Source organism: Paenibacillus sp. V4I5 (assembly GCF_030817255.1).
Taxonomy (GTDB): Bacteria; Bacillota; Bacilli; order Paenibacillales; family NBRC-103111; genus Paenibacillus_E.
In genome coordinates this window covers 2,595,787-2,618,029 of record NZ_JAUSZB010000002.1, presented here as the reverse complement: position 1 = coordinate 2,618,029, position 22,243 = coordinate 2,595,787, and the positions used below count along the sequence as shown (strand labels likewise).

The window sequence follows — 22,243 nt, the reverse complement described above, 5'->3', positions numbered from 1 at the left end:
GAGGTTAGTATATCATGCTTTTTTAGTCATTTCCCCTTTAGGTTTAATAAAGAAGAACACGAGTGCAAGCATAAGAAGTGCCAAGGAAGACACGGTGATGAATATGGCTTGGTCCGAAATGTTCATGAGCCATCCGAAAAGTGGTGGACCGCAAGCTACACCAATGAAACGGAGACTATTGTATAACGAGGTTATCATTCCGCGCTGTTCACGCTCTACAGATCCGGTAATCAGTGTATTTAAGCAAGGCAACAGCAGACCAGTGCCTATTCCACTTAGTGTAAGTAAACCGATGAATATGTAGAGATTGGTATTTAGGAAGATAGCTAATGCTAGCGAAACGGTCATCATGATGAGCCCGATGTTCATTAACCAGCGCATCAATTTGACGTTCTCTTTGATTTTGGCACCGGTGGTATAGGAGGTAATGACCATACCAAGCAAAGGAATCGCGAGAATAAGTCCCTTGCGAACGCCTTCGATGCTATATGGTTCTTCTTCCAATATTTGAGACAAGTAGAAAAGGACACCGAACAGAATGAATAACGAAATGGAGCCAGCGAAAAACGCAGGGATGAGCCAGCGGCCTTTTTCCCGAAAAATGCCTCGAATTTGCTTCAAGTAAGCCTTAAGAGGTTCCGCTTCCTTTTCTTTAGGAGGTTCCTTAATCATAAAGATAACTGCGAGCAGTGCCAACACACAGAAGATAGGGAAAGCAAAAAATGGTGCAAACCAAACGATCAAAGCTAATAAAGAACCTAATATCGGGCTTACGACTTTACCAGCTCCATTAGAAGCCTCTATGAGCCCAAGCGCTTTACTCGCGGTCCCGCCTTTATACAAATCTCCTACAAGCGCCATCGCGATAGGGGCTGTCCCAGCTGCTCCTAAGCCTTGTATAGCTCGTGCTGTTATCAGGATAGGATAGGAGTTCCAAACAGCTCCAAGGCCTGCTAGAACGCCAGCAGAGCCGTAAACAATAAGTGAAGGGACGATAACAGCTTTGCGTGTAAAGCGGTCTGATAAATAACCCGATACAGGAATGATAAGACCGGCTGTAATGGAGAACAAGGTGATGACGAGAGAGCTCTGGAAGCGCGAGATGCCCATCCTTTCCTGCATATCAGGTAGAATGGGGACTAGCATCGAATTACCTAGCACAAGAACTAAGGGAATCGTTGCTATTGCGATGTATTCCCAAATGTGGCCTTTTTTGTTTTTAGATTTGTTTTTAGTATTGTTTTTAGTTTTGTTTTCAGACTTGTCTTCAAATATGTTTTCCGAATTTTTTTTGCCATTGGCTTCTTTTGTATGCATGATAATGTGAGTCCTTTCAGAACATAATGTATGTTTACTTTTCCCAAAATAGTTGAAAGCATACTTTGGATTTTCATTGATGTTGGAATTTACGCGGAATTGGAGATAATATAGACAGAGTGGAGGTGGATATGCTTTGAAAAAGAATATGTTTGTGATAGCCCTGGTGGTTATATTAGCAGGATTTGCCATTTATCAAAACGCTCAGCGTCAGAATAAAGAGACGCTTATGCCTACTGAGCAAGCGCCAAAAGTGAATTTCTTGGCCCCCTCGTTTACGTTGAAAGGGCTTGATGGGAAAGACTACACGATTGGCGGACCGCGTGAGAAGCCTTTGTTCGTTAATTTCTGGGCTTCGTGGTGCGGTCCATGTGAGGAAGAGGTGCCGGATTTGGTAAATGTGTATAACAAATATCAAGGGCAGTTTGATCTCTATGCGGTCAATGTGACACCCGGCGATAAAATGGAGAACATTACGAAGTTTGTGGAAACCTACAAATTTCCATTCCCGGTGTTATTAGATAAGCAAGGAACGAATGCGGATGCCTATCGAGTGGTTGCGATACCAACCAGTTTTTTAATCGATAAAAATGGGGTCATTCGCGAGGTCGTTCATGTACTTTCTCCTAAAGATTTGGACAAGAAAATTGCAGGTCTCATTAAAGAATAAAAAAAGCTGCAAGAGAGCGCCGATTGTTGGCTTACTCTTTGCAGCTTTTCTTGTATGTTCTTTTAGAGATAAATCATTAATGATTTACTAAACCTAGGCGCTCTTGTTGGTCTTTATTTACCGGCTCTACGCGTTTTCTTCCGATTAGTGCATAGCGTAAACTATCTACAAGTGCATACCAGCTGGCTTCAATGATGTTACTGGAAACACCAAGCGTGTTCCACGTTGTGTTGAAGTCAGTTGATTCCATTAGAACCCGAACCTTACCGGCAGTAGCACCTTTGACATCAAGGACACGTACCTTATAGTCGGAGAGATGGACGTTCTTAATATCGGGGTAATATTGGATCAGCGCTTTACGTAAGGCATTGTCAAGAGCATTTACAGGACCGTTGCCTTCAGCCGCGGTATAGATCGTTTCCCCATGAACCTTCACTTTAACGATGGCTTCGGAAACGACCGATTGATTAGCGGATTTCTCAACAAGCATTTTGAACGATTCTAATGTGAAAATCTCTTCCAGGCCTTCGAATGCTTCACGCAGCAAAAGCTCAAGTGTGGCATCGGCTCCTTCGAATTGATAGCCTTGATGCTCGAGATCTTTAATTTTCTCAATGACTTCTTTGGTTTTCTGATGTTCTTTATTAAAGTCTAGATTCAGTTCTTGGGCTTTCACAAGCACATTGCTTTGCCCTGCAAGCTCTGAAACAAGTACACGTTGTTTATTGCCGACGAGTTCAGGCTTCGTATGCTCATACGTACTAGCATCTTTGAGAATGGCTGAAACGTGAATACCGCCTTTGTGCGCAAATGCTGCATTCCCAACATAAGGCTGATTAACAGGCATATGCATGTTGGCGATTTCGCTAATGTATCTCGAAACAGGCGTTAATGATTTCAGTTGCTCCTCGGAAATAACCGAATAGCCAAGCTTCAACTGAAGGTTAGGGATAATGGAGCTAAGATTAGCATTACCGCAGCGTTCTCCATAGCCATTGATGGTTCCTTGAACTTGTCTTGCTCCTGCTTGTACAGCAGCAAGGCTATTTGCCACACCTAATTCACAATCATTATGAGCATGAATGCCAACGGGAGTGGTGACATTCTGTTTAACGGTAATGACAATAGAGGTAATTTCACCAGGTAAAGAGCCGCCGTTGGTGTCACAAAGGACTATCCAATCAGCTCCAGCGTCCTGTGCTTTTTTGATTGTTTGCAAGGCGTACTCGGGATTATTCTTGTAACCGTCGAAGAAATGTTCTGCATCATAGATGACTTCAAGTCCGCAGCTTTTTAAATAAAGAACGGAGTCATAAATCATGGCAAGGTTTTCTTCAAGTGTAGTTTGAATAGCTGTTGTGACATGGAAGTCCCAGGACTTACCAAAGATGGTTGCTACTTGAGCGCCTGACTCCACGAGTCTGTTTAGATTAATGTCATCCGCAGCGATGGAATCCTTACGACGTGTGCTTCCGAATGCAGTAATCTTCGCATTCGTGAACTTCATGTCACGAGCACGTTCAAAGAATTCAATATCTTTGCTGTTGCTGCCTGGCCATCCGCCTTCAATATAATGAACCCCAAGCTCATCGAGCTTGCGGGCAATTTTAATTTTATCCTCGACGGATAAGCTGATGCCTTCTCCTTGCGTTCCGTCTCGTAGTGTGGTGTCGAAGATTTTGACTGATGTTGGCATAGGTTCCTCCTTCAAAAGCTAGCAAAGTGACTTCGGTGCTTGATGTGTAGGTGCTTGTGCTTGCTTTAAAGCGCTAATGTATAATTTACGATTATACCATAAGAGTATGGGTAAAGACATCATAACGCAAAAATACGTTTGCTTGAAAGAATAATTTTTTGTATGCTGAAAATGGCTCTAAGAGTAGGTCGTTTATCAATGGGAGGGAATATAAATGGTGACAACTCAGCATCATTATCCCAAGCAAGGTAGAGTCATTTTGCATATAGATATGAATGCCTTCTACTGCTCTGTTCATGAGGCTGTTGAGCCTGACTTATATAAAGGAAAGGCTCTGGCTGTTGCTGGTAGTGTTGAGCTTCGTAAAGGAATTATTGTTACTTCATCCTATGCTGCGCGTGCTGTAGGGATCAAGACAGGCATGCAAGTTAGGCAGGCGATGAAGTTGTGTCCGGATTTGATACTGATCAGACCTGATTTCGAGCTGTATCGCAGCTTCTCAAGACGGTTTATGCAGATTGCTTATAGTTATTCACCTATGGTGGAATCCATGTCAATCGATGAGTGTTTCGTTGATATTACAGGGTCCAAACAATTTGGAACCCCACTTGAGATCGCGAATAACATTCAGCAAAAGATTATGAAGGAACTGAAGCTGCCTTGTTCGATAGGTGTTGCCCCCAATAAGCTGCTTGCCAAGATGGGCTCCGATATGAAGAAGCCGAACGGGATATCTGTGCTGCGTCTGCGCGATGTTCCCTCTGTATTGTGGGACAAACCGTGTAACTATTTATATGGGATTGGCAAAAAGACGGCGGATAAGCTGACTAGACTTGGCATTCATACGTTAGGTCAGCTAGCAGTAGGGGATGAGGTGCTGCTTAGTAAGCACTTTGGGATCTTAGGTGCACATCTGAAGCGTTCGGCTAATGGGATTGATCATTCTCTTGTAAACCCTGAACAAGAACAGAGCAAGTCAATTGGGCATACTACGACGCTGCCGCAGGATTTTACTGATACCAAAGAAATTCACCGAGTTTTCTTAAATCTGGCAGATCAAGTAGCAAGAAGACTTCGCAAGCAGGAGCTAATGGCATCCACGATCCAAATTACGATTCGTGATCCGGAGATGAGGACGATTACACGATCCGTCACCTTGCCTACGCCAACGGAGCATATGGACGATATTTATCGAACATCGTGTCAGTTGTATGATCATCAATGGGAGGAAGGCAACCCTGTTCGGCTGCTTGGGATTACGCTGCAAAATCTAACGATGAAGGAAGAAACGTTCGTTCAGTTGGATCTATTCGATTATGAAAAGCAGCCTAAACGAGAAAATTTGAATCGCATTATGGACGGACTTCGTGATAAATTTGGGGAAAATGCGATTCTAACCGCGGGGATGATGGGCGACAATCCTGCAACGTTGATTAGAAATCATAAAGCGAGAGGGACATCCCTGCAAATGGACCATTTGAGGAACAATCCCCTTCACAAAGAAGAGGAGAAGTGACGAAATGGCACATTGTATTGGCTTTGCCGGCTATTCGGATAGCGGAAAAACAACGTTAGTGGCCAAGCTTATCTTAGAAATGAATCAGCGCGGCTATCGGATAGCCGTAATGAAACATGATGCGCATGGACATTATAAAGAAGCTGCAGGGACGGACTCCACGACTTTTGTAGAGTCGGGTGCAGAAGCGGTTGTAACTCTATCTCCAGATGGGATTCATGTGTTCGAGAAGAAGCGAAATCCAAGTCTAGAAGAACAGTTAAGTGCGTATGCACATCTAGACTATGTTTTTATCGAAGGCTTCAAGAAGGAAAAGCATCCAAAGATTGCCGTTTTTCGTACAATAGAGCAAAGTGAAATAATTCAAGCACTTGAGCCTGAGCCCATTGCTATTGCAACAGATATGGACGATTTCAACTTTCAATTAGCTGCTTTTCCTTCCTTCGATTTGAACAATACTCCTGGTATAGCTGACTTTATTGAACGATATTTTGGAAGCAAATAATTTTAAGGTTTGAACTTTGTCCGTATTTATATTATATTTTACATTGAGGATAATTTGAGGAGGAGTTAGAAATCATGGCAAAGTATACATTTGTTGATAAAGATACTTGCATCGCTTGTGGCGCTTGCGGAGCTACAGCTCCAGACATCTATGATTACGATGATGAAGGTTTGGCTGAAGTGATTTTTGATGGAGATGGCAATAAAGGGGTAACTGAAATCCCAGAAGATTTGTTTGATGATCTACAGGATGCACAAGATGGCTGCCCAACGGATTCCATTAAAGTTGCGGATACACCTTTTAGCTAATCAGTATAAAACATAATTTTGTGAAGTGATTCGCAGAATGTCGAAAGAGCTCAGTTCCTGCAAAGGAATTGAGCTCTTTTTTTGATGCAAATTGTATTTACTTGTAACTATTTATTGCCATTTTCTACTTGCCATCTTACAATGAATCTAGTAAACATGGGGAGGATCTTATGGGTAAGAAGAAATGGATTCAAACTTTAGCGGTAGGACTTGTGTTGATGTTATTTTCGACATATTTCTACACCGTTAACTCTAGCGGCTTGTTTTATTTTGTTGAGGGTCCCCTCCAAGATGTTTTGCGGAAAGCTAAATCTGTGGATGAACGTCAGCCAGAGGATCGCATCAAAATTGTTAAGATTGATGAGAAATCACTTAAAGCAATCGGTAAATTTCCGTGGGATCGATCTACCTATGCGCAATTGATAGAGAAGCTAGAGCAGTCAGGCGCAGCAGCAATTGGTATCGACGTCGTGTTAGCTGAACCTTCGAAAAACCCCGCTGACGATAAAGCATTGGCTGATGTTTTGGCCAAGTATCAAAATGTTATCGTGCCCGTCCAAATTAACTATCCCTCCAAGCAAAAGCAAGCAGGCGATCTTGTGCCTGAGAAAATAGACTACCCCACTCCAACACTAACAACCAGTAGACAGCAAATGGCACATATTAATGTGTTTGTCGATAAGGATGGTAAGGCTCGGAAGCTGCCAGTTGGGCTGCCGGATGAGAATGGAGCATACATACCTGCGTTCAGCGTTGCGCTCGCCAATCTAGTTTTGGATGATAAGGACAAAGTGAAGCGAGATGAAGCAACTGGACAATGGAAGCGCGGCAATAAAGTAATGCCAACAAACGAAAGAAATCAAGTTACGACTGAATTTTTCACACTACCAAGGCAGAAAGTAGATGCAACAACAGGCTATGAATCACTATCTTTCATTGATGTAATTAATAGTAAAAATCCTTTACCATTGCAAGGCAGTATAGTTCTGGTAGGGCCTTTCGTCACGGCCATGCAGGATGAATACCCAACACCGATCAGCTCTGTTAAGATGTTTGGAATCGAAATACATGCGAATATGATTCAAACTTTATTAGAAAGCAAGTTTTATAAAGATACAAGTAAGCCCTTTGGCGTAGGTATTATCTTGCTTATTTCTTTGCTTGCCATTTTCTTATTTCATAGATATAAAGGCAAAACTGCTCTAATTATTTTTCTGGGAATGTTCGTGATCTATGGTGGCGTATGGTTAACCTTCTACATTGCGGGATCAACCTTCGCACCTCTTGTATACCCGCAATTTGCTTTAGTTACGATCTATATTTGGTCGTTGGTGAGTCATTACCTGGATGAGCGGAAGGAGCGCAACCGTGTAACTGGTATCTTCGGAAGGTTCGTTTCCAAAACAGTTGTAGACGAGCTGTTACAGTCAGGTGAAGATGTTAAGCTTGGCGGCAGTCGTAAAGATATCTCGCTTATTTTCGTTGATATTCGCGGGTTTACCCCCATGTCGGAACGACTAGAGCCAGAGCAAGTTATTCAAGTGTTGAATGAGTATTTGGATGTATGTACGAAAGCTATTTTCAAATTTAATGGGACGCTTGACAAATTTATTGGTGATGGTGTCATGGCGATGTTCGGCGCTCCGATTGAATATGATAATCACCCGGAGATGGCTGTGCGAGCAGCGATTGAGATGAAGTCGCAGGCTACTGTTCTTGAGCAAAGATTGATTGAAAAGTTTGGCATCGGAGTGAAGTTCGGTCTGGGTATTAACAGCGGACCTGCGGTTGTTGGAAACATTGGTTCTGAAGACCTAAGGCTCGATTATACGGCTATAGGAGATACGGTCAACTTGTCAGCTAGATTAGAAGCGAACGCGAAACCAGGTCAAATTCTAATCAGTGAACAGACCTACGCGAGGGTCAAAGACCTTTTTGAGATAGAATCCATCGGTGAAATTAAGGTAAAAGGAAAAGAAAAGCCCGTGGCTGTTTATGAAGTTATCGGGAATCTCTAATAAATGAATGCTGGGGAGGAATTTGGTGTGGGAAAAACTAAGAAATCATTTGTGTCATTATTTTTAAGTTTTTGTTTAGTGTTTAGTTTGGTCTCAGCGCTGCTTGTAAAACCTGTAGACGCAAAAACCGTTCGAGTAGCTGTCATTGCAGCATTATCCGGTGATGTAACGATCAAGAAAGGCGGAGGTTCCAAATCGTACGATGCCTATGAAAGTATGAGTTTAAATCAAGGCGACACGGTTTACACAGGAGCTAGCTCATCTGTCACCCTTAATTTGAGCAATGGGGATGCAGATGTAACTTTAGGCGAAAATGCTGAGATTAACGTGTCAGACCTTAATACCTCAGATGGAAATAAGAAATCCAAGCTTAAAGTATGGGCCGGTTCCATGTGGGTCAAGGTGAAATCATTAGCTGGATCAGATGATGAATTTGAAATTGAGACACCAACGGCCGTAATGGGTGTTCGTGGAACGCAGTTCTTTGTTACTGTTGATCCGAAAACAGGCGCAATTAAGATGGCGGTTGGAGCAGGCAAAGTTTCTGCATCGACTGTAAAGAATGGAACTGACTCCACTCAAAAGTCTTCAATTACATACTTATATCCAACGCAACAAATTTCTTTGGATTCTAGAGATGAGACGGATGATCTGTCGCTTAAAGTAGATTTCCTTGATTTAAATGAATTTATTAAGGATGCTTCACCGGAAATCATTAGAGAGATTATCTTGAACAAGGCTGAAATAGATAAAGAGAATGATGCTTTTATTGCTAAGAAAAAGAAAGAAATCGAAGATGGTAAATTCGTGGATGATACTTCTTTAACTGTGAAGGACCAAGCTGAATTAGATAAAGTGAAACAAAACTTAGATAACTTAATTGGTAATATTGCCAAGAAGGCTCTCACAGAAAATAAGGTTGATAAAGAGTCTTTGAATAAAATCATTGAACAAGCAAATGCAAAAATCGATAAACAAGAGAAGAAATTAGATTTAGACAAAGTAAAAGAATTAGATAAAACTGCGGGTGTTGATGCGGAAAAAGAAAAGATAAAGAAAGAGATACTTCAAAGGCTTGAAGCAGAGAAGCTCAAAAAGCAACTTGAAGAAGCGAAGAAGCAAGAAGAACTCAAAAAACAGCTGGCTGCTGCGCTTAAAGTTTTGGAAGAACAAAAGAAAAAGATTCTCGAAGCGGCGAAAGTTGCGGAGGATAAGGCTAAAGCAGATGCTGAAGCGAAATTGAAAGAAAGCTACACAGATAAAGAGAAGAAGGATTTTGATGATAAGAAGAATGGGACAAATACTTCAGTACCGGGATCAGGTGGTAATTCGGGGAATTCAGGGGATACAGATCCAGGGACACCAGTATTAACACCAAGTATTAGTCTTACACCAGGCTCTGTTAGCAACTTCGGATTATTCAATTTAGATGTAAATCTAAGTAACTTTGTCGGCAGCAACACAATCTATGGAGTAGAAGTGCACTTATCCTACGGTTCCAATATTACTCTTAACGTTGATGAGGATCACCCTTGGGTGAGTAATTCTGATATTTTTAGCCAAAGCAATAGTGCAGATCATATTAAAGAATATTCTAACGTCTCACAGAAAGAGCTTGTGTATGCAGTGACAAATTTTGGCTCGGGTTCTGATAATGTTGAAGCGATAAATGGGACTAAAAGGTTAGTTACAATTCCGTTTAATGTCCATTTGTTAGAGACAACAGTAGTTCCAGCCCCAGTGACATATACTATTAAAGTCGAAAAAATCGTTATTGTTCATAAAAATGGTTTAGACGTTCAAAAAATAGAAATTCCTGTGAAACCTGAGACAACTGTCACTTTACCTCCCAATAGTGGTCCTAACAATTTATAAATAGAATAAGGAGAAACCAATGAAACCCTTAAAACATATACTCGTTTCATCCCTAATGGCCGTAACCTTTTTGGGAGGTTCATCCGTATGGGCGGCAGGATTGTCGACGGATGCTCTATTATCCAGCAGTGGACAGATCCTATCAGACGTGTCGACCTTCGCGGGAATCGGCGATTTTGAAGATAAGAGCGGGGATGCGCTAAGCGCAGCATTCCGTGCTCCGGGCAGCGTTGTTCAACTATCAGATGGCAGTATTCTTGTAGCTGATACAAGGAATCATCTCATTCGTAAAATTTCAGACGGAAAAGTAACGACTTTCGCAGGTCCAGAAGTTGTCGTGACGAAGAATAATCAAGGCTTTCCAACAGGAGGTCTTGTTGATGGGAAATCGTCAGAAGCCTTTTTCAATGCGCCCACAGGGTTAGCTGTAGATGCTAAAGGGAATGTGTATGTAGCTGATTCAGCTAATAATGCAATTCGGAAAGTGGATACGAATGGACAAGTTTCCACGTTGGCTGGAAATGGCGTTCCTGGCAGTAAAGATGGAAAAGGTGCTGAGGCAAACTTTAATCACCCAAGTGATGTTGCGGTAGCTGCAGATGGAACTGTGTATGTCGCGGATTCACTCAATCATGTTATCCGTAAAATAGCAGTTGACGGCAGTGTTACTACTTTGAATGCGGCTGCGACTCGAGCTATTCAAATCCGTCCAGGGGAAGCTTCCTTCGCGGGTGAATTCCAAGATGGCAGCTTAGCCACAGCGAAGTTCAATGAACCCGCTGGATTGGTTTTAGATAGCAAAGGCAATTTGTATGTAAGTGACACAGGCAACCAACGTATACGTTATATCGACCTCCAAGCAGGGACTGTGACTACGGTGGCTGGATCGACACCCGTTTTAAGCAATCAGACAATCTATGATAAAAATGAGTTATATGCAGGTGGAGACTTTGCAGATGGAGACGCGCTTAAGGCGAAGTTTGACTTCCCTAAAGGGCTTGCAGTAACTTCCGAAGGCGGAGTTTTAATCTCAGATAGTCTGAATCATGTGATTCGTTATTTGCTGAATGGAGAGGTTTCAACGATTGCAGGAACAGTCCAAACAGGTGAAGCGGACGGCGTGGAACAAGCAGCTGAGTTTTACAATCCTAGCGACGTTCTAGTAACTGCTCAAGGTAATATTGTGGTAGCAGACTCCTCTAATAACAAAATTCGTAGAATAGCTCCTTATCAGTTGCCGGGAAATCTAGCAAACAATAACGGAGTAAAAGTAGTGAATGGTGATAAAGTGATTTCATTCGATGCAGAGCCTGAGATTCAGGGTGGACGTACAATGGTTCCAGTTCGTGCCATAAGTGAAACATTTGGCTATGAAGTCAAATATGCCCGGCAAGCTGGGAAATCTGTCGTTCAGCTTATTAAAGGTGATGTTACGGTTGAGCTGACGATTGGTGAAACAAGCGTTGTACGAAAACAAATAGGTCAAACAGACAGCAACCAAGTGACGGATGTTTCTCCTTATGTGAAGCAAGATCGTACGTATGTGCCGGTACGTTTCTTCGCAGAGCAAATCGGCTTGGATGTCCAGTGGGATGCCGCTCACCAAACAGCCATTTTACGCACGAAATCATATGTGAAATAAGCAATCCGCAAGACGAGCTTGGCAGGGGAAACCCTTGTCCAGGCTCTTTTTTTTCATGACTTCATCTCTAGGCAATTTTTGCCGATAAATGAAAGAGAGTTACAAAGTAGTCGATAGGAGGTTTTCTAGATTGAAGGACAAGAATCGCATTGATCAGTTGGAACGATTTTTCCAACATAATCCGATCGAAGATCCTCTTTATCTCAAAAAATATGTGAAAGAACATCCTGATCATAAAATGGCTTGGTACTTATTAGGCAGAGAATACGCAGCGCAAGGAAAGGAAGGCAAAGCGGCGTATTGTTTCGCGCAGTCTGGGGAGATCTATGAAGCTTTCGAACGCCAGAAAATAACGATAGAAGGTCCTTTACCTACTAGACCTTCTTCAGTCTTACATAAAGGCACTACTGAGACGTCTGTTAAAAGTAAGTCCAGCGGTAAAGGGAAATGGATGCCTTTCATGGTTATTCTAATCCTGCTAGCTGTTCCCGCCGCAATGGATTTAGCGAAGAAGGATATGGGGGACATTCCGAATGAGACTGTTGCTGCAGCTCAAGCGGCAGTGAATGTACCTGTAACTCCTAAACAGGAAGGACCTTCTGGATTAAAGCTCTATTTCTCTAATGGGGATTGGGGTAAGAAGCTGCAGCAAGTTCTGTCATCTTCAGGATCAGGAGCTGGGGAATCTGTCATCATGGAAGCTCCCCGGAGTGCAGATGGTAAATGGAACGAGTGGAACAGGTCAGTGAAGCCTTTGATCAGCGTTGAGGGTAACGGGGGAGGCGGGGGTTCGGCAGCATTAACGTATTACCAGTCTCAGATTTGTTCCTGTGAGGTCGCAGATGGCTCCGCGCTTGTTCCCGTCATAGCTAATTGGATGCATGAGCGTGAGCAAGCTATTGTCTTACAAAGCGCAATCCAGGCCTACCAAAAAAAGACAGGGACACTGCCTGAGAAACCTGAACAGCTCACGAAACCTTACCCCAATAATCTCTTGCCAGGACTCACTCCTGAGATGCAGGAGGCGTTCCCTCAAGCTATAAGTAAGATTAACGAAAGCGGGAAAGCGGGGAATGCGCAGGATCCGGTACAAACGGCGGATAAAACAGAGCAGCCGAAACAAGAGCTCAAAGAGCAGGCCGCGCCATCTAATTCGCAACCGAAAGCTTCCGCAGACCCACTGCTGGAACCGCTTAGGATTGTTATTGATACCGATAAGCATCGTTTGGCTCTCGTTAGTGGTGATTTCATCATCCGGAGCTATCCAGTTGGCTTAGGAGGCGAGAAAACGCCGCAGGGAGAGTTCTTCATTAGTGAAAAGGTGCGCAATCCGAATGGCAAATCGAATGGGGAATTTGGCAGTCGAGGGATGACTTTATCGGATACACTTTATGCGATTCATGGTACGAATAAGCCTTCCAGCATCGGGAAAGATGAATCACATGGCTGTGTTCGCATGCAGCAAGCGGACGTTGAAGAGCTCTATAACATGGTGACCCATGAAACGAAGGTGACGATTGGTAAAGGGGTATTACCTCCTTCTTCAAATTCGGATGGCGGAAATGGTAATGGCGGCGATAGCCCGGGTCTCGGTGCTGGGGGAGGGAAGCCGGATCAATCCTTTGGCCTTCCATTCCAGACCAATGACAGCAATCCCAGTAAGAAATATAAATGGCTTGATTAACTCAGTGGAAACATAACAAAACCGTCTGAATATACTTCGGACGGTTTTTGTCATGTTGTACTAGCGTTCCAAGTTTTACTCTTGACAACCATGTAGAAAGCGATTACAATTCAAAATGTGATGATTTCAATCACTTATTTCTTAATCATTTGTCCAAAATGATCAGTAACGTCATAGTAATGATGACAACAAGCAAAATGGATCCTGTCCAAATGATCGCTTTCTTATTAACTTCTTCTTTGGCTCTACGATTGGACATGATCGGTTTACGTTTGGACATAGGAATCACCTTTTCCTTAGGGATTAAAGAATATGGTTCTATCATAGCATAAGTAGGGTCGTTCATAGAATATGAATGTATAAATGAATTTTAATCAAGTATTGACGACCATGTCATTTTATTGTAAGATTTAATCACACGAAACACGAATATCAATTGAATATGTCAGTTTTAATAACATGTTACCGTAAGGGCATTAGTTATTGAAGAATGTAAGTCTTCTTCTATAACTATGCCCTTTTTATTTTTGCCAAAAATGATGAAACCTGAAGGGGGTTGGTAGCGCAAACTACTAGGCAAGTTAAATTTAGGACTACGCTACTTCATAAAATACCATCAGACTTATTAAAAAAGGGAGAAGATGAACACATGAATATGAAAAAATGGTCAACAATGGGCTTGGCTGCGTCCATGGTACTTGTAGCAGCAGGCTGTGGTAAATCAACACCAGTTGAAACAACGAAACCAGCTGCATCGGCGGCGCCTACGACAGCAGCTTCAGCGGCTCCAACAGCTGCTGGCCCAAAAAAATTAACCGGTGATTTTGAAATCCAGTACTTTGTTGGCGGTTATGGCGACAAATGGTGGAAAAAAGTTATTGCTGAATTCCAAGCAGCAAACCCTGATCTGAAAATTAAAGAAAGTGCGGGACCAAAAATCAACGAACAAATGAAACCCCGTTGGATCGCTGGTAACCCACCTGATTTCGTATATATCGACGGACCTGAATTGTTCGATCGCCAAATGGTTACAGACGGACAGCTTGAAGATTTAACGGATTGGATCAAAGATGCTAAAAACGTTGACGGTGATAAAATCATTGATTTGCTTGCTCAGAAACCCCAAGAGTTTGTTGGCAAAATCTACAACATTCCTTTCGTAATGAGCTCATGGGGTATTTTCTACGATAAAGCACTGTTCAAAGATAAAGGTTGGGCAGAGCCAAAAGATTTCGAAGAATTCTTAGCGGTCAGTGAGAAAATTAAAGGTGCTGGAATTAATCCTTTCATCCACACGGGTAAATATCCATACTACATCAACGGCAGCGTATTGCTTCCAGCAATCGTGTCTGCAAACAACAATGACTACAAATTACTGCAAGACATGTCTACTAATAATCTAGAAGCTTGGAAAAACCCAGCTATCATTAAAGGTCTTAATAAAATCGTTCAGCTTCGTGACAAAGGTTACATCGATAAAGCATCCGTACAAATCAACCACACGGATTCCCAATCCTTATTCCTGCAGCACAAAGATGCTTTCATCCCGAACGGTCTATGGCTGCCAAACGAAATGGCCAAGGACGTTCCAGCTTCCTTTGATTTCGGATTCATTCCTTCCATCACACAAGATAAAGGTGGAAAAGTTGTAGCTAATACGTCCACTTCAACTTTTGCAATTGCGAAAAAAGCGAAAAACAAAGATGCAGCAAAAGCGTTTATGCAATTCGTATTCTCTAAAACACAAGCTTCCCAGTGGGCGGAGTTGAGCGGTGCTCCTTCTAACATAAAAGGTGACATCTCTTCCTCCAAAGCACCTAACTTCGTTAAAGATGCGGCGAAATTCTTGTCATCTCCTGAAACAGTTGTAGTGCCAACAGTCTCCTTCGCGGCTGACGTTGACAAAGCGATGCAAGATGCATCAGTGGCTTTAACGATTGGTACAATTACCCCAGAAGAGTGGGTAAAACGTGTATCTGATGTCGTAGCGAAACAAAAGAAATAGGAACTGAATGAAGCAGTGCGGAGAACTAGGAAGGCATTAGCCTTAGGAGTTCTCCGCCATTTTAATGATAGGACGGTGAGGATAGAATGAAGACCAACTCGAAAATGTGGAAACGGAATTTGTTCATCGCTTCATTCATCATTCCGACTTTTCTTTTCTTCTGTGTGTTTACGATCTACCCTGTTATACAGGCTTTGCAGAAGTCATTCTATGATTGGTCAGGAATGTCAGAGAATAGCACGTTTATTGGGTTTGATAATTTCGTCGAATTATTTAAGGATTCGATTGTACTTAGAGCCATCGGGAATGATTATTTTTTAGTCGTAGGTAAAGTCATTGGCATTATGATTCTGGCGACGTTCTTCGCTGTTGCTTTAACTCGTTTCAAGCTGAGAGGCTCTGGCTTCTTCCGTGCCATATTTTTTATCCCGAATGTGATCTCCGTTGTTGTTATTGGTGTGCTCTGGAACTTCATCTACAATCCACAAATTGGATTCCTGAATGCGTTCTTGTCACTATTCACAGGAAATAAAGTCGATATTACTTGGTTAGGATTTCCACAGCATACGATCTGGATGCTATTACCCCCTACGATTTGGGCTGGTATCGGCTTCTATATGATCTTGATGATTGCTGCAATCGTGAATATTCCTGCTTCCTACTACGAAGCAGCTAATATAGACGGAGCTGGTCAATGGTCGCAATTCCGCCACATTACCATGCCGCTCATCTGGGAGCAAATTAAGGTTTCCATTGTTAACATTGTCATTACAACACTCAATGGATCATTCGTCATTGTTCAATTAATGACAAACGGCGGACAGCCTGATAATACGACCCAAGTTATGGGATCTTATCTGTATCGGATGGCTTTTCAACAATATCATTTCGGTTATGGAGCAGCCATCGGTGTCATGATCCTAATCGTTTCACTGATTACTACCCTTGTTCTGCAGCGTATCATGCGCCAAGAAACAATCGAAATGCATTAAGGTCATCCTAGAAAATGATACTGAAGGAGGGGGAACCATCGTATGATCATTAAAAACCCGTTAGCCAAAATGTTTGTCTGGATCATTCTTCTTATCTGGAGCGTCGCCGTCCTGTATCCATTGATTTGGACACTGCTGGATGCGCTCAAAAATAATGAGCAATTTTTCTTAAATGCCCCGTGGGCATTGCCTAAATTCCCGCTGCTTTGGTCAAATTTCTCCTATGTTTGGAGCAAATATAATTTTAGCACTTATTTCTTGAACTCCATTGTTGTGACGGTTGGAAGTACCCTTCTGGGGATGATTCTTGCCGCAATGACAGCCTATATCCTAGCTAGGTATGATTTTAAAGGGAACAAAATCCTCTTTACAATCTACATCTCGTCCATGATGATACCGTTCGCGCTAGCACTGATTCCATTGTTCTTCTTATTGAATGATTTGCACTTAATCAATACATGGTTAGGATTAATTCTGGTCTATGCGGCACTCAATCTTCCTTTTGGAATTTTCTTGCTTGTAGGGTTCTACAAATCGCTGCCAAAAGAAATTGAAGAGGCGGCAATTATTGACGGGACCTCCCATTACGGTACGTTCTTCCGTGTTATGCTGCCATTGTCTCAACCGGGTCTAATCACGGTGATGATTACAAATATGCTGAATAACTGGAACGAGTACTTTCTAGGGGTTGTCTTGACCAATGAACCAACCAAGTACACGCTTCCAATCGGTCTTGCTGTTATGCAGGCAGAGATGCAGTATCGAGTTGAGTGGGGACCGTTATTCGCAGGCCTGCTAATAACGACACTTCCAACGTTGATTGTATATATGATCTTTCAACGTCAAATCGCTAGTGGCATTACTGCAGGTGCCGTGAAATAACTGTATAATTGGTTGCATAGAAAAAACACCTTATCCTAGAGGATTTTATCCTTTCGGGAGGGTGTTCTTTCTACTATAATTGGGATAGGCAAGAGCAAACAAGAAACGGCCAAACTTGTAGGCTTTTATAGGTGAACTGACATGAGAGCTATGTATATATTGCAGAAAATAGGACGTTCATTGATGATTCCGATTGCGGTGCTGCCGGCGGCATCCATTCTTTTACGTATTGGAAAAATGACGTTTAGTGATCCATTTCTTATGCAAGTGGCTCAGATATTTGAGTTAGGCGGAAGTGCGATTTTTGATAATTTGCCATTCATATTTGCAATTGGAATAGCCATTGGACTAACGTCTGGAGACGGGATAGCAGCACTTGCTGCTGCAGTTGGCTATTTAGTGTTCGACAATGTCTTGAAACATTTTCAAGTGGGGACTGACTCTGTGGAACGGCTGGATATGGGTGTTCTAGGCGGTATGCTCGTTGGCATGCTATCTGCCATGTTCTTTAACAGGTTCCAAAATACCCGGCTGCCCAAGGCACTCGGATTTTTCGGAGGCAAGCGATTCGTTCCGTTAATTACATCTTTGGTCATGGTTTTCCTAGGAGTGTTGATGGGTTTCATTTGGCCTCCAGTTCAAAGGGGCATAAGTGTTATCGGGTTATGGATCGTTGATAATGGGAACATTGGCGTGTTCATCTACGGAATGATGAACCGGCTACTAATCCCAACGGGTTTGCATCATATTATTAATAATATAGCTTGGTTTCAAATCGGAGATTATGTCACACCAACGGGTAAATTGGTGCATGGCGATATCTCACGATTTTTCGCTGGAGATCCAGAAGCGGGACTATTCATGACAGGTTTTTATCCCGTGATTATGTTTGGGCTTCCTGCTGCAGCCGTAGCTTTAATTAGAAGCTCATCTTCTAAACGTCAGTTTGTTGTTCCAGTGATGCTTAGTGCTGCATTAACAAGCTTCTTAACAGGCATAACAGAGCCAATTGAATTTGCCTTCATGTTCTTAGCACCAGGCTTATATCTGATACATGCCGTCTTAACTGGCTTTTCCATGGTGATAATGAAAATGCTTCAGGTTAAAATGGGATTCGGTTTCTCAGCCGGATTTATTGATTTCGTTCTTAGCTGGCATCAATCTACGAATCCTTATTGGATTGTCCTTGTTGGGATAGGGTACTTCTTCCTTTATTATGTTGTATTTCGGACCTATCTTCATTTTTTTTCATTCAAAGTGCCCAGTCAGGACGAAGCTGTTCAGCTTGAAGCAGAAGAAGCCCTGGAGGCCATCGAAGAAAAGAAAGAAGACCGTCCAGCCAGCATTCTAAGGCATATTGGCGGACCTTCTAACATTATTTCGATCGATGCTTGCATTACACGGCTACGCCTCCTAGTGAGTGAAGAAAATTTAATTATGGACAGTGAGCTTAAAGACCTTGGTGCTATTGGGGTTATCAGACTTGGTAAAGGAAACGTACACGTTGTTTTTGGTACGGAATCGGAACAAATTAGAGAAAGTATTAAACCCTTGCTTCACCAGCAAAAAGACAAATCAGGACAAGCCTAAGAACGCGGAGGTGTCTTATGATTGAACGGACGATCATTCATGTACTGTCCCATAATGTGGTGATGGCACATTTGACATCAGGGAAAAATTCAATTGCTTTTGGTAAAGGAATTGGATTCAAAAAAACGCCAGGAATGCTCATTAGCGAAGGCGAAATCACACAAGAATTTCTCCTGCATACATCTGAAGTTCTTAAAAACTACGAACAAATTCTGAATGCGGTTGATTTGAAAATTATCGGGATTACGGAGGAAGTCATCGCTTATGCGCAGAGCGTGCTGGAAGGCGACTTCTCCGAAACGATTCACGCCTCGCTGGTCGATCATATTAACTTTGCTGTCGAACGGCAAAAGCGCGGTATTTTCATCACGAATCCATTCGCTTATGAAATTGGGTATATGTATCCTGAGGAATACAAAGTAGCCAAGAAGTCCGTAGATTTCCTCAATGATCATTTGGATGTGAAATTGCCGGAAGATGAGGTTGCCTTCTTGGCCATGCATTTCAATGGCGCACGTAAAAAAGAGCAAGCTTCTGATTCCTTAGCGGTAGTTAGAGTAGTCTCGCAAACGATCGAGTCTGCCAAAGAATTGGGCTTTAATTTCGATGATTCCTTCTCAACGCTGCGGTTCATTAGTCATTTGAAAGGTGTCATTGAACGGGTTAAACAAAGAAAGACACTCCAGAACTCGCTGCTTGAAAAGATTAAAGAGGAGTATGGAGACACCTATGTGAAGGCGAAGGTATTATCTCTCATGCTAAGTGATTCTCTTCAATTAGAAGTGCCTGACGATGAAACGGGTTACTTGACGATGCATCTGGAACGACTGCTTCAACGAACAGAAGCGTAGGTTGTTAATAGCTAATCTGGATTCCCTTGCAACCTTCATGGAGCAGGGATTTTTTGTTTGAAATAGAGGTGAAATGCCTTTCAGTGGATTGCATATTTGCACGTTGTCAGCTAAACTGACTGTTAGAGTCATTAGAGAACGGAGTGCATAGGACATGCTGTATAAGAAGTTAGGAAAACCAATCTTGTTCCGAATGGATCCGGAGAAGGCGCATCATCTTACGATTGACGGGCTAAGTGCTTTAGGGAGCTTGCCAGGTGGGAAGCAATTACTGAAATCCATGTATGGAGTGCCCTCTTCACACCTCTTGGCCCAACAATTATGGGGACTACAATTCGCAAATCCAATAGGTCTGGCAGCTGGTTTAGATAAAAATGCCAAGGCTGTTAAGGGATTCTCACAACTAGGCTTTGGTTTCATGGAAGTAGGCACAATTACACCAAAGCCACAACCGGGCAATGAGCTGCCGCGGCTATTTCGTCTTCCGGAAGACAAGGCGCTTATCAACCGAATGGGCTTTAATAATGTAGGTACTGACATAATGGCAAAAAACCTGATGAAGACAGGTAAACGTGACATACCTGTTGCTATTAACATAGGTAAAAATAAGACGACACCGAATGAACAGGCCGAAGAGGATTATCGAGCATGTATTCGGGAGTTATATACATATGGTGATTTCTTTGTTGTGAATATTAGCTCACCAAATACACCGGATTTGCGTAATTTACAGCATGGGAACGATTTGAAGCGATTGCTTGATGCAGTGACAACGGAAATGCAGCTTCAAGAGAAAAAGAATGGTCATTCAGGTAAACCTGTTTTGGTTAAAATTGCGCCGGATCTTTCGGATGAAGAACTTGAATTAACCGTGCATACGATTAAGGATAGCGGTATTTCTGGGATTATCGCCACGAACACAACACTCAGCAGACAAGGACTGGTACACCCTAATCGCGAGCAAGCAGGCGGACTTAGCGGAAAGCCTCTAACTCAGCGAACAACGGAGGTTATTAGACGTGTCTATCAACTGACGGAAGGCAAGCTGCCGATCATTGGTTCCGGGGGGATATTTACTGCGCAAGATGCCTATGACAAAATTCGGGCAGGAGCAAGCTTAGTTGAAGTGTATACGGGCTTTATTTATGAAGGACCCGGGATGCTTACAAGCTTGAATAAAGGTCTTCAAGATTTGCTGAGGAGAGACGGATATACACATATTTCCCAGGCAATCGGCGCAGATCAGCACTGACTTCATTCAGAATGGAGGATAAAAGGATGGATGGACGAGATTGGAAGAAATTTCTCCTGCCTTACGAACAAGCGGTGGAGGAGCTAAAAGTAAAATTTAAGACACTGCGTGGCGAACTCAAGAGTAGAGAAGAGTATGCACCTATTGAATTCGTAACGGGACGTGTCAAAAAGATATCAAGTGTACTAGAGAAAGCGAAGCGCTTGAGTGTCCCGATGGATCAATTAGAGTCCGGTATCGAGGATATCGCTGGGATTCGGATTATGTGTCAGTTTGTAGAAGACATTGATCGCTTGGCCGAGCTGATTCGCAGCAGACAGGATATGAATGTAGTCTACGAAAAAGATTATATTGCGAATAAGAAACCGAGTGGCTATCGCAGTTTTCATATTATTATTGAATATCCCGTTCAAACCGCTTTAGGTATGAAACGAATATTAGCTGAGGTGCAAATTCGGACGCTCGCTATGAATTTCTGGGCGACGATCGAGCATTCTTTGAATTATAAATATAAAGAACAATTGCCATCTGAGGTTAGAGCACGCCTTAGTAAAGCAGCCGAGGCTGCTTATCTGTTGGATCAGGAAATGTCCAGCATTCGTGGTGAGATTGTTGCGTCTCAGAAGATGTTTGAGGATAACTCGAATTTGGTAAATATCGTACTCAATAACATTCAGGAGCTTTATTTCTATCATAGAGTTCGGGAAGCCGCGTCAATTTCAGCTGAGATTTAACGAAATATGGGAGACAGAAGAAGGTTTGAGTGATCTGTCGTCCGATATTGAGGCTGCAATCGCTAGAGCGAAAAAAGGAGACAGTAACTGATCTATGAGTTCCTACGATCGTTTATATGTGGCTTACTTATACTATTTCAATGATCAGCGAGACTATTTCGAATGTCATGAAGTGATGGAGGAGCTTTGGCTGGAGGAAGGCCGAAGTCCCTTATACCAAGGTCTACTGCAGGTTGCAGTGGGCCTTTATCATCATGCCAATGGAAACGTAAGCGGTTCTATCAAACTCTTTAGCGCAGGACTTGATAAGCTAGCGCCATACCCTGCACATACGCTCGGCATTGATTTGGAAAGATTGGTCCGAGATAGTGGGGAGTACTTAACAAAGCTGTTGCGTATAAAGGAAGAACCATTCGCTCCTTATGACCTTAACATTCACATCCTAGATGATGAACTGAGTGAACTTCTTGCGAAATTGAAGCTGCACCCTCCTGGGCAGGAAGAGGAGGAAGGCCATGATTGAGGTTCGACAGCTGAGCAAATATTATCAAGTACATGAGCGAGAGCCTCGAATCAGTGGATGGCAAGTCATTTGGAGTGTTGGGATTGCAATGGTTTGTTTCGGATTGACGAGGGCGTTATGGAAGATTGCTTTACGCCAATATACCAGTGCAAGTAGTTGAGTTTTTGAGGGGTTGAAATAGAG

General features: G+C 42.7%; 19 protein-coding genes and 1 pseudogene. 17 read left to right on the top strand and 3 right to left on the bottom strand.

Annotated features, from left to right (window positions below; translation table 11 throughout):
* Positions 1 to 12: 12 nt before the first annotated feature.
* The gene (locus QFZ78_RS13770) at positions 13 to 1,317 is read right to left on the bottom strand and encodes an MFS transporter (protein ID WP_307548269.1); all 1,305 of its coding nucleotides are present in this window, start codon (positions 1,315 to 1,317) and stop codon (positions 13 to 15) included.
* Between the two features lie 136 nt (positions 1,318 to 1,453).
* Here QFZ78_RS13770 and QFZ78_RS13765 point away from each other — a divergent pair, with 136 nt between their 5' ends.
* Positions 1,454 to 1,987 carry a TlpA family protein disulfide reductase gene (locus QFZ78_RS13765; RefSeq protein ID WP_307548267.1) on the top strand — a complete coding sequence of 178 codons (534 nt, stop codon included), beginning with the start codon at positions 1,454 to 1,456 and terminating at the stop codon, positions 1,985 to 1,987.
* 76 nt (positions 1,988 to 2,063) lie between these two features.
* On the opposite strand, the gene cimA is transcribed toward QFZ78_RS13765, so the two are convergent.
* Positions 2,064 to 3,683, bottom strand: coding sequence for a citramalate synthase (gene cimA, locus QFZ78_RS13760; protein WP_307548266.1), 1,620 nt, complete (start codon positions 3,681 to 3,683; stop codon positions 2,064 to 2,066).
* A gap of 214 nt (positions 3,684 to 3,897) precedes the next feature.
* Between cimA and QFZ78_RS13755 the strand changes: the two genes are divergently transcribed.
* From QFZ78_RS13755 to QFZ78_RS13725, 7 genes are all read left to right on the top strand, one after another.
* Entirely contained in the window at positions 3,898 to 5,199 is a 1,302-nt protein-coding gene (locus QFZ78_RS13755) for a DNA polymerase IV (protein WP_307548265.1), read from the top strand.
* A gap of 4 nt (positions 5,200 to 5,203) precedes the next feature.
* Positions 5,204 to 5,704, top strand: coding sequence for a molybdopterin-guanine dinucleotide biosynthesis protein B (gene mobB / locus QFZ78_RS13750; RefSeq protein ID WP_307548264.1), 501 nt, complete (start codon positions 5,204 to 5,206; stop codon positions 5,702 to 5,704).
* A gap of 74 nt (positions 5,705 to 5,778) precedes the next feature.
* Complete coding sequence (locus QFZ78_RS13745; protein ID WP_047686106.1) at positions 5,779 to 6,012, top strand: ferredoxin; 234 nt, start codon at positions 5,779 to 5,781, stop codon at positions 6,010 to 6,012.
* A 170-nt stretch (positions 6,013 to 6,182) separates the two neighbouring features.
* On the top strand, positions 6,183 to 8,030 hold the full coding sequence (locus QFZ78_RS13740) for an adenylate/guanylate cyclase domain-containing protein (RefSeq protein WP_307548262.1): 1,848 nt from the start codon (positions 6,183 to 6,185) through the stop codon (positions 8,028 to 8,030).
* A gap of 27 nt (positions 8,031 to 8,057) precedes the next feature.
* Complete coding sequence (locus QFZ78_RS13735; protein WP_307548259.1) at positions 8,058 to 9,905, top strand: FecR family protein; 1,848 nt, start codon at positions 8,058 to 8,060, stop codon at positions 9,903 to 9,905.
* Positions 9,906 to 9,924: 19 nt separating this feature from the next.
* Positions 9,925 to 11,547 carry an NHL domain-containing protein gene (locus tag QFZ78_RS13730; RefSeq protein ID WP_307548257.1) on the top strand — a complete coding sequence of 541 codons (1,623 nt, stop codon included), beginning with the start codon at positions 9,925 to 9,927 and terminating at the stop codon, positions 11,545 to 11,547.
* Between the two features lie 130 nt (positions 11,548 to 11,677).
* Entirely contained in the window at positions 11,678 to 13,231 is a 1,554-nt protein-coding gene (locus QFZ78_RS13725) for a L,D-transpeptidase family protein (protein WP_307548256.1), read from the top strand.
* A 145-nt stretch (positions 13,232 to 13,376) separates the two neighbouring features.
* Here the strand turns inward: QFZ78_RS13725 and QFZ78_RS13720 are convergent, their stop codons facing one another.
* Positions 13,377 to 13,511, bottom strand: a complete 135-nt coding sequence (locus QFZ78_RS13720) for a hypothetical protein (protein WP_281366891.1) — start codon at positions 13,509 to 13,511, stop codon at positions 13,377 to 13,379.
* 369 nt (positions 13,512 to 13,880) lie between these two features.
* Here QFZ78_RS13720 and QFZ78_RS13715 point away from each other — a divergent pair, with 369 nt between their 5' ends.
* From QFZ78_RS13715 to QFZ78_RS13675, 9 genes and pseudogenes are all read left to right on the top strand, one after another.
* On the top strand, positions 13,881 to 15,236 hold the full coding sequence (locus QFZ78_RS13715) for an ABC transporter substrate-binding protein (protein WP_307548253.1): 1,356 nt from the start codon (positions 13,881 to 13,883) through the stop codon (positions 15,234 to 15,236).
* Positions 15,237 to 15,322: 86 nt separating this feature from the next.
* Complete coding sequence (locus tag QFZ78_RS13710) at positions 15,323 to 16,228, top strand: carbohydrate ABC transporter permease (protein ID WP_307548251.1); 906 nt, start codon at positions 15,323 to 15,325, stop codon at positions 16,226 to 16,228.
* Positions 16,229 to 16,270: 42 nt separating this feature from the next.
* Complete coding sequence (locus QFZ78_RS13705; protein ID WP_307548249.1) at positions 16,271 to 17,110, top strand: carbohydrate ABC transporter permease; 840 nt, start codon at positions 16,271 to 16,273, stop codon at positions 17,108 to 17,110.
* A 141-nt stretch (positions 17,111 to 17,251) separates the two neighbouring features.
* Complete coding sequence (locus tag QFZ78_RS13700; protein WP_307548247.1) at positions 17,252 to 18,700, top strand: PTS transporter subunit EIIC; 1,449 nt, start codon at positions 17,252 to 17,254, stop codon at positions 18,698 to 18,700.
* Between the two features lie 17 nt (positions 18,701 to 18,717).
* Complete coding sequence (locus QFZ78_RS13695) at positions 18,718 to 19,551, top strand: PRD domain-containing protein (protein ID WP_307548245.1); 834 nt, start codon at positions 18,718 to 18,720, stop codon at positions 19,549 to 19,551.
* Positions 19,552 to 19,705: 154 nt separating this feature from the next.
* Positions 19,706 to 20,803 (top strand): quinone-dependent dihydroorotate dehydrogenase, encoded by a 1,098-nt coding sequence (locus tag QFZ78_RS13690; RefSeq protein WP_307548243.1) that lies wholly within the window; start codon positions 19,706 to 19,708, stop codon positions 20,801 to 20,803.
* A gap of 26 nt (positions 20,804 to 20,829) precedes the next feature.
* A pseudogene (gene yjbM / locus QFZ78_RS13685) lies at positions 20,830 to 21,628 on the top strand (GTP diphosphokinase).
* Between the two features lie 3 nt (positions 21,629 to 21,631).
* Positions 21,632 to 22,060: a DUF309 domain-containing protein gene (locus QFZ78_RS13680; protein WP_307548241.1), complete on the top strand. Its 429-nt coding sequence runs from the start codon at positions 21,632 to 21,634 to the stop codon at positions 22,058 to 22,060.
* Positions 22,053 to 22,220 carry a hypothetical protein gene (locus QFZ78_RS13675; protein WP_307548240.1) on the top strand — a complete coding sequence of 56 codons (168 nt, stop codon included), beginning with the start codon at positions 22,053 to 22,055 and terminating at the stop codon, positions 22,218 to 22,220. Before QFZ78_RS13680 ends, QFZ78_RS13675 begins: the two co-directional genes overlap by 8 nt.
* The last annotated feature ends 23 nt before the right edge of the window (positions 22,221 to 22,243 follow it).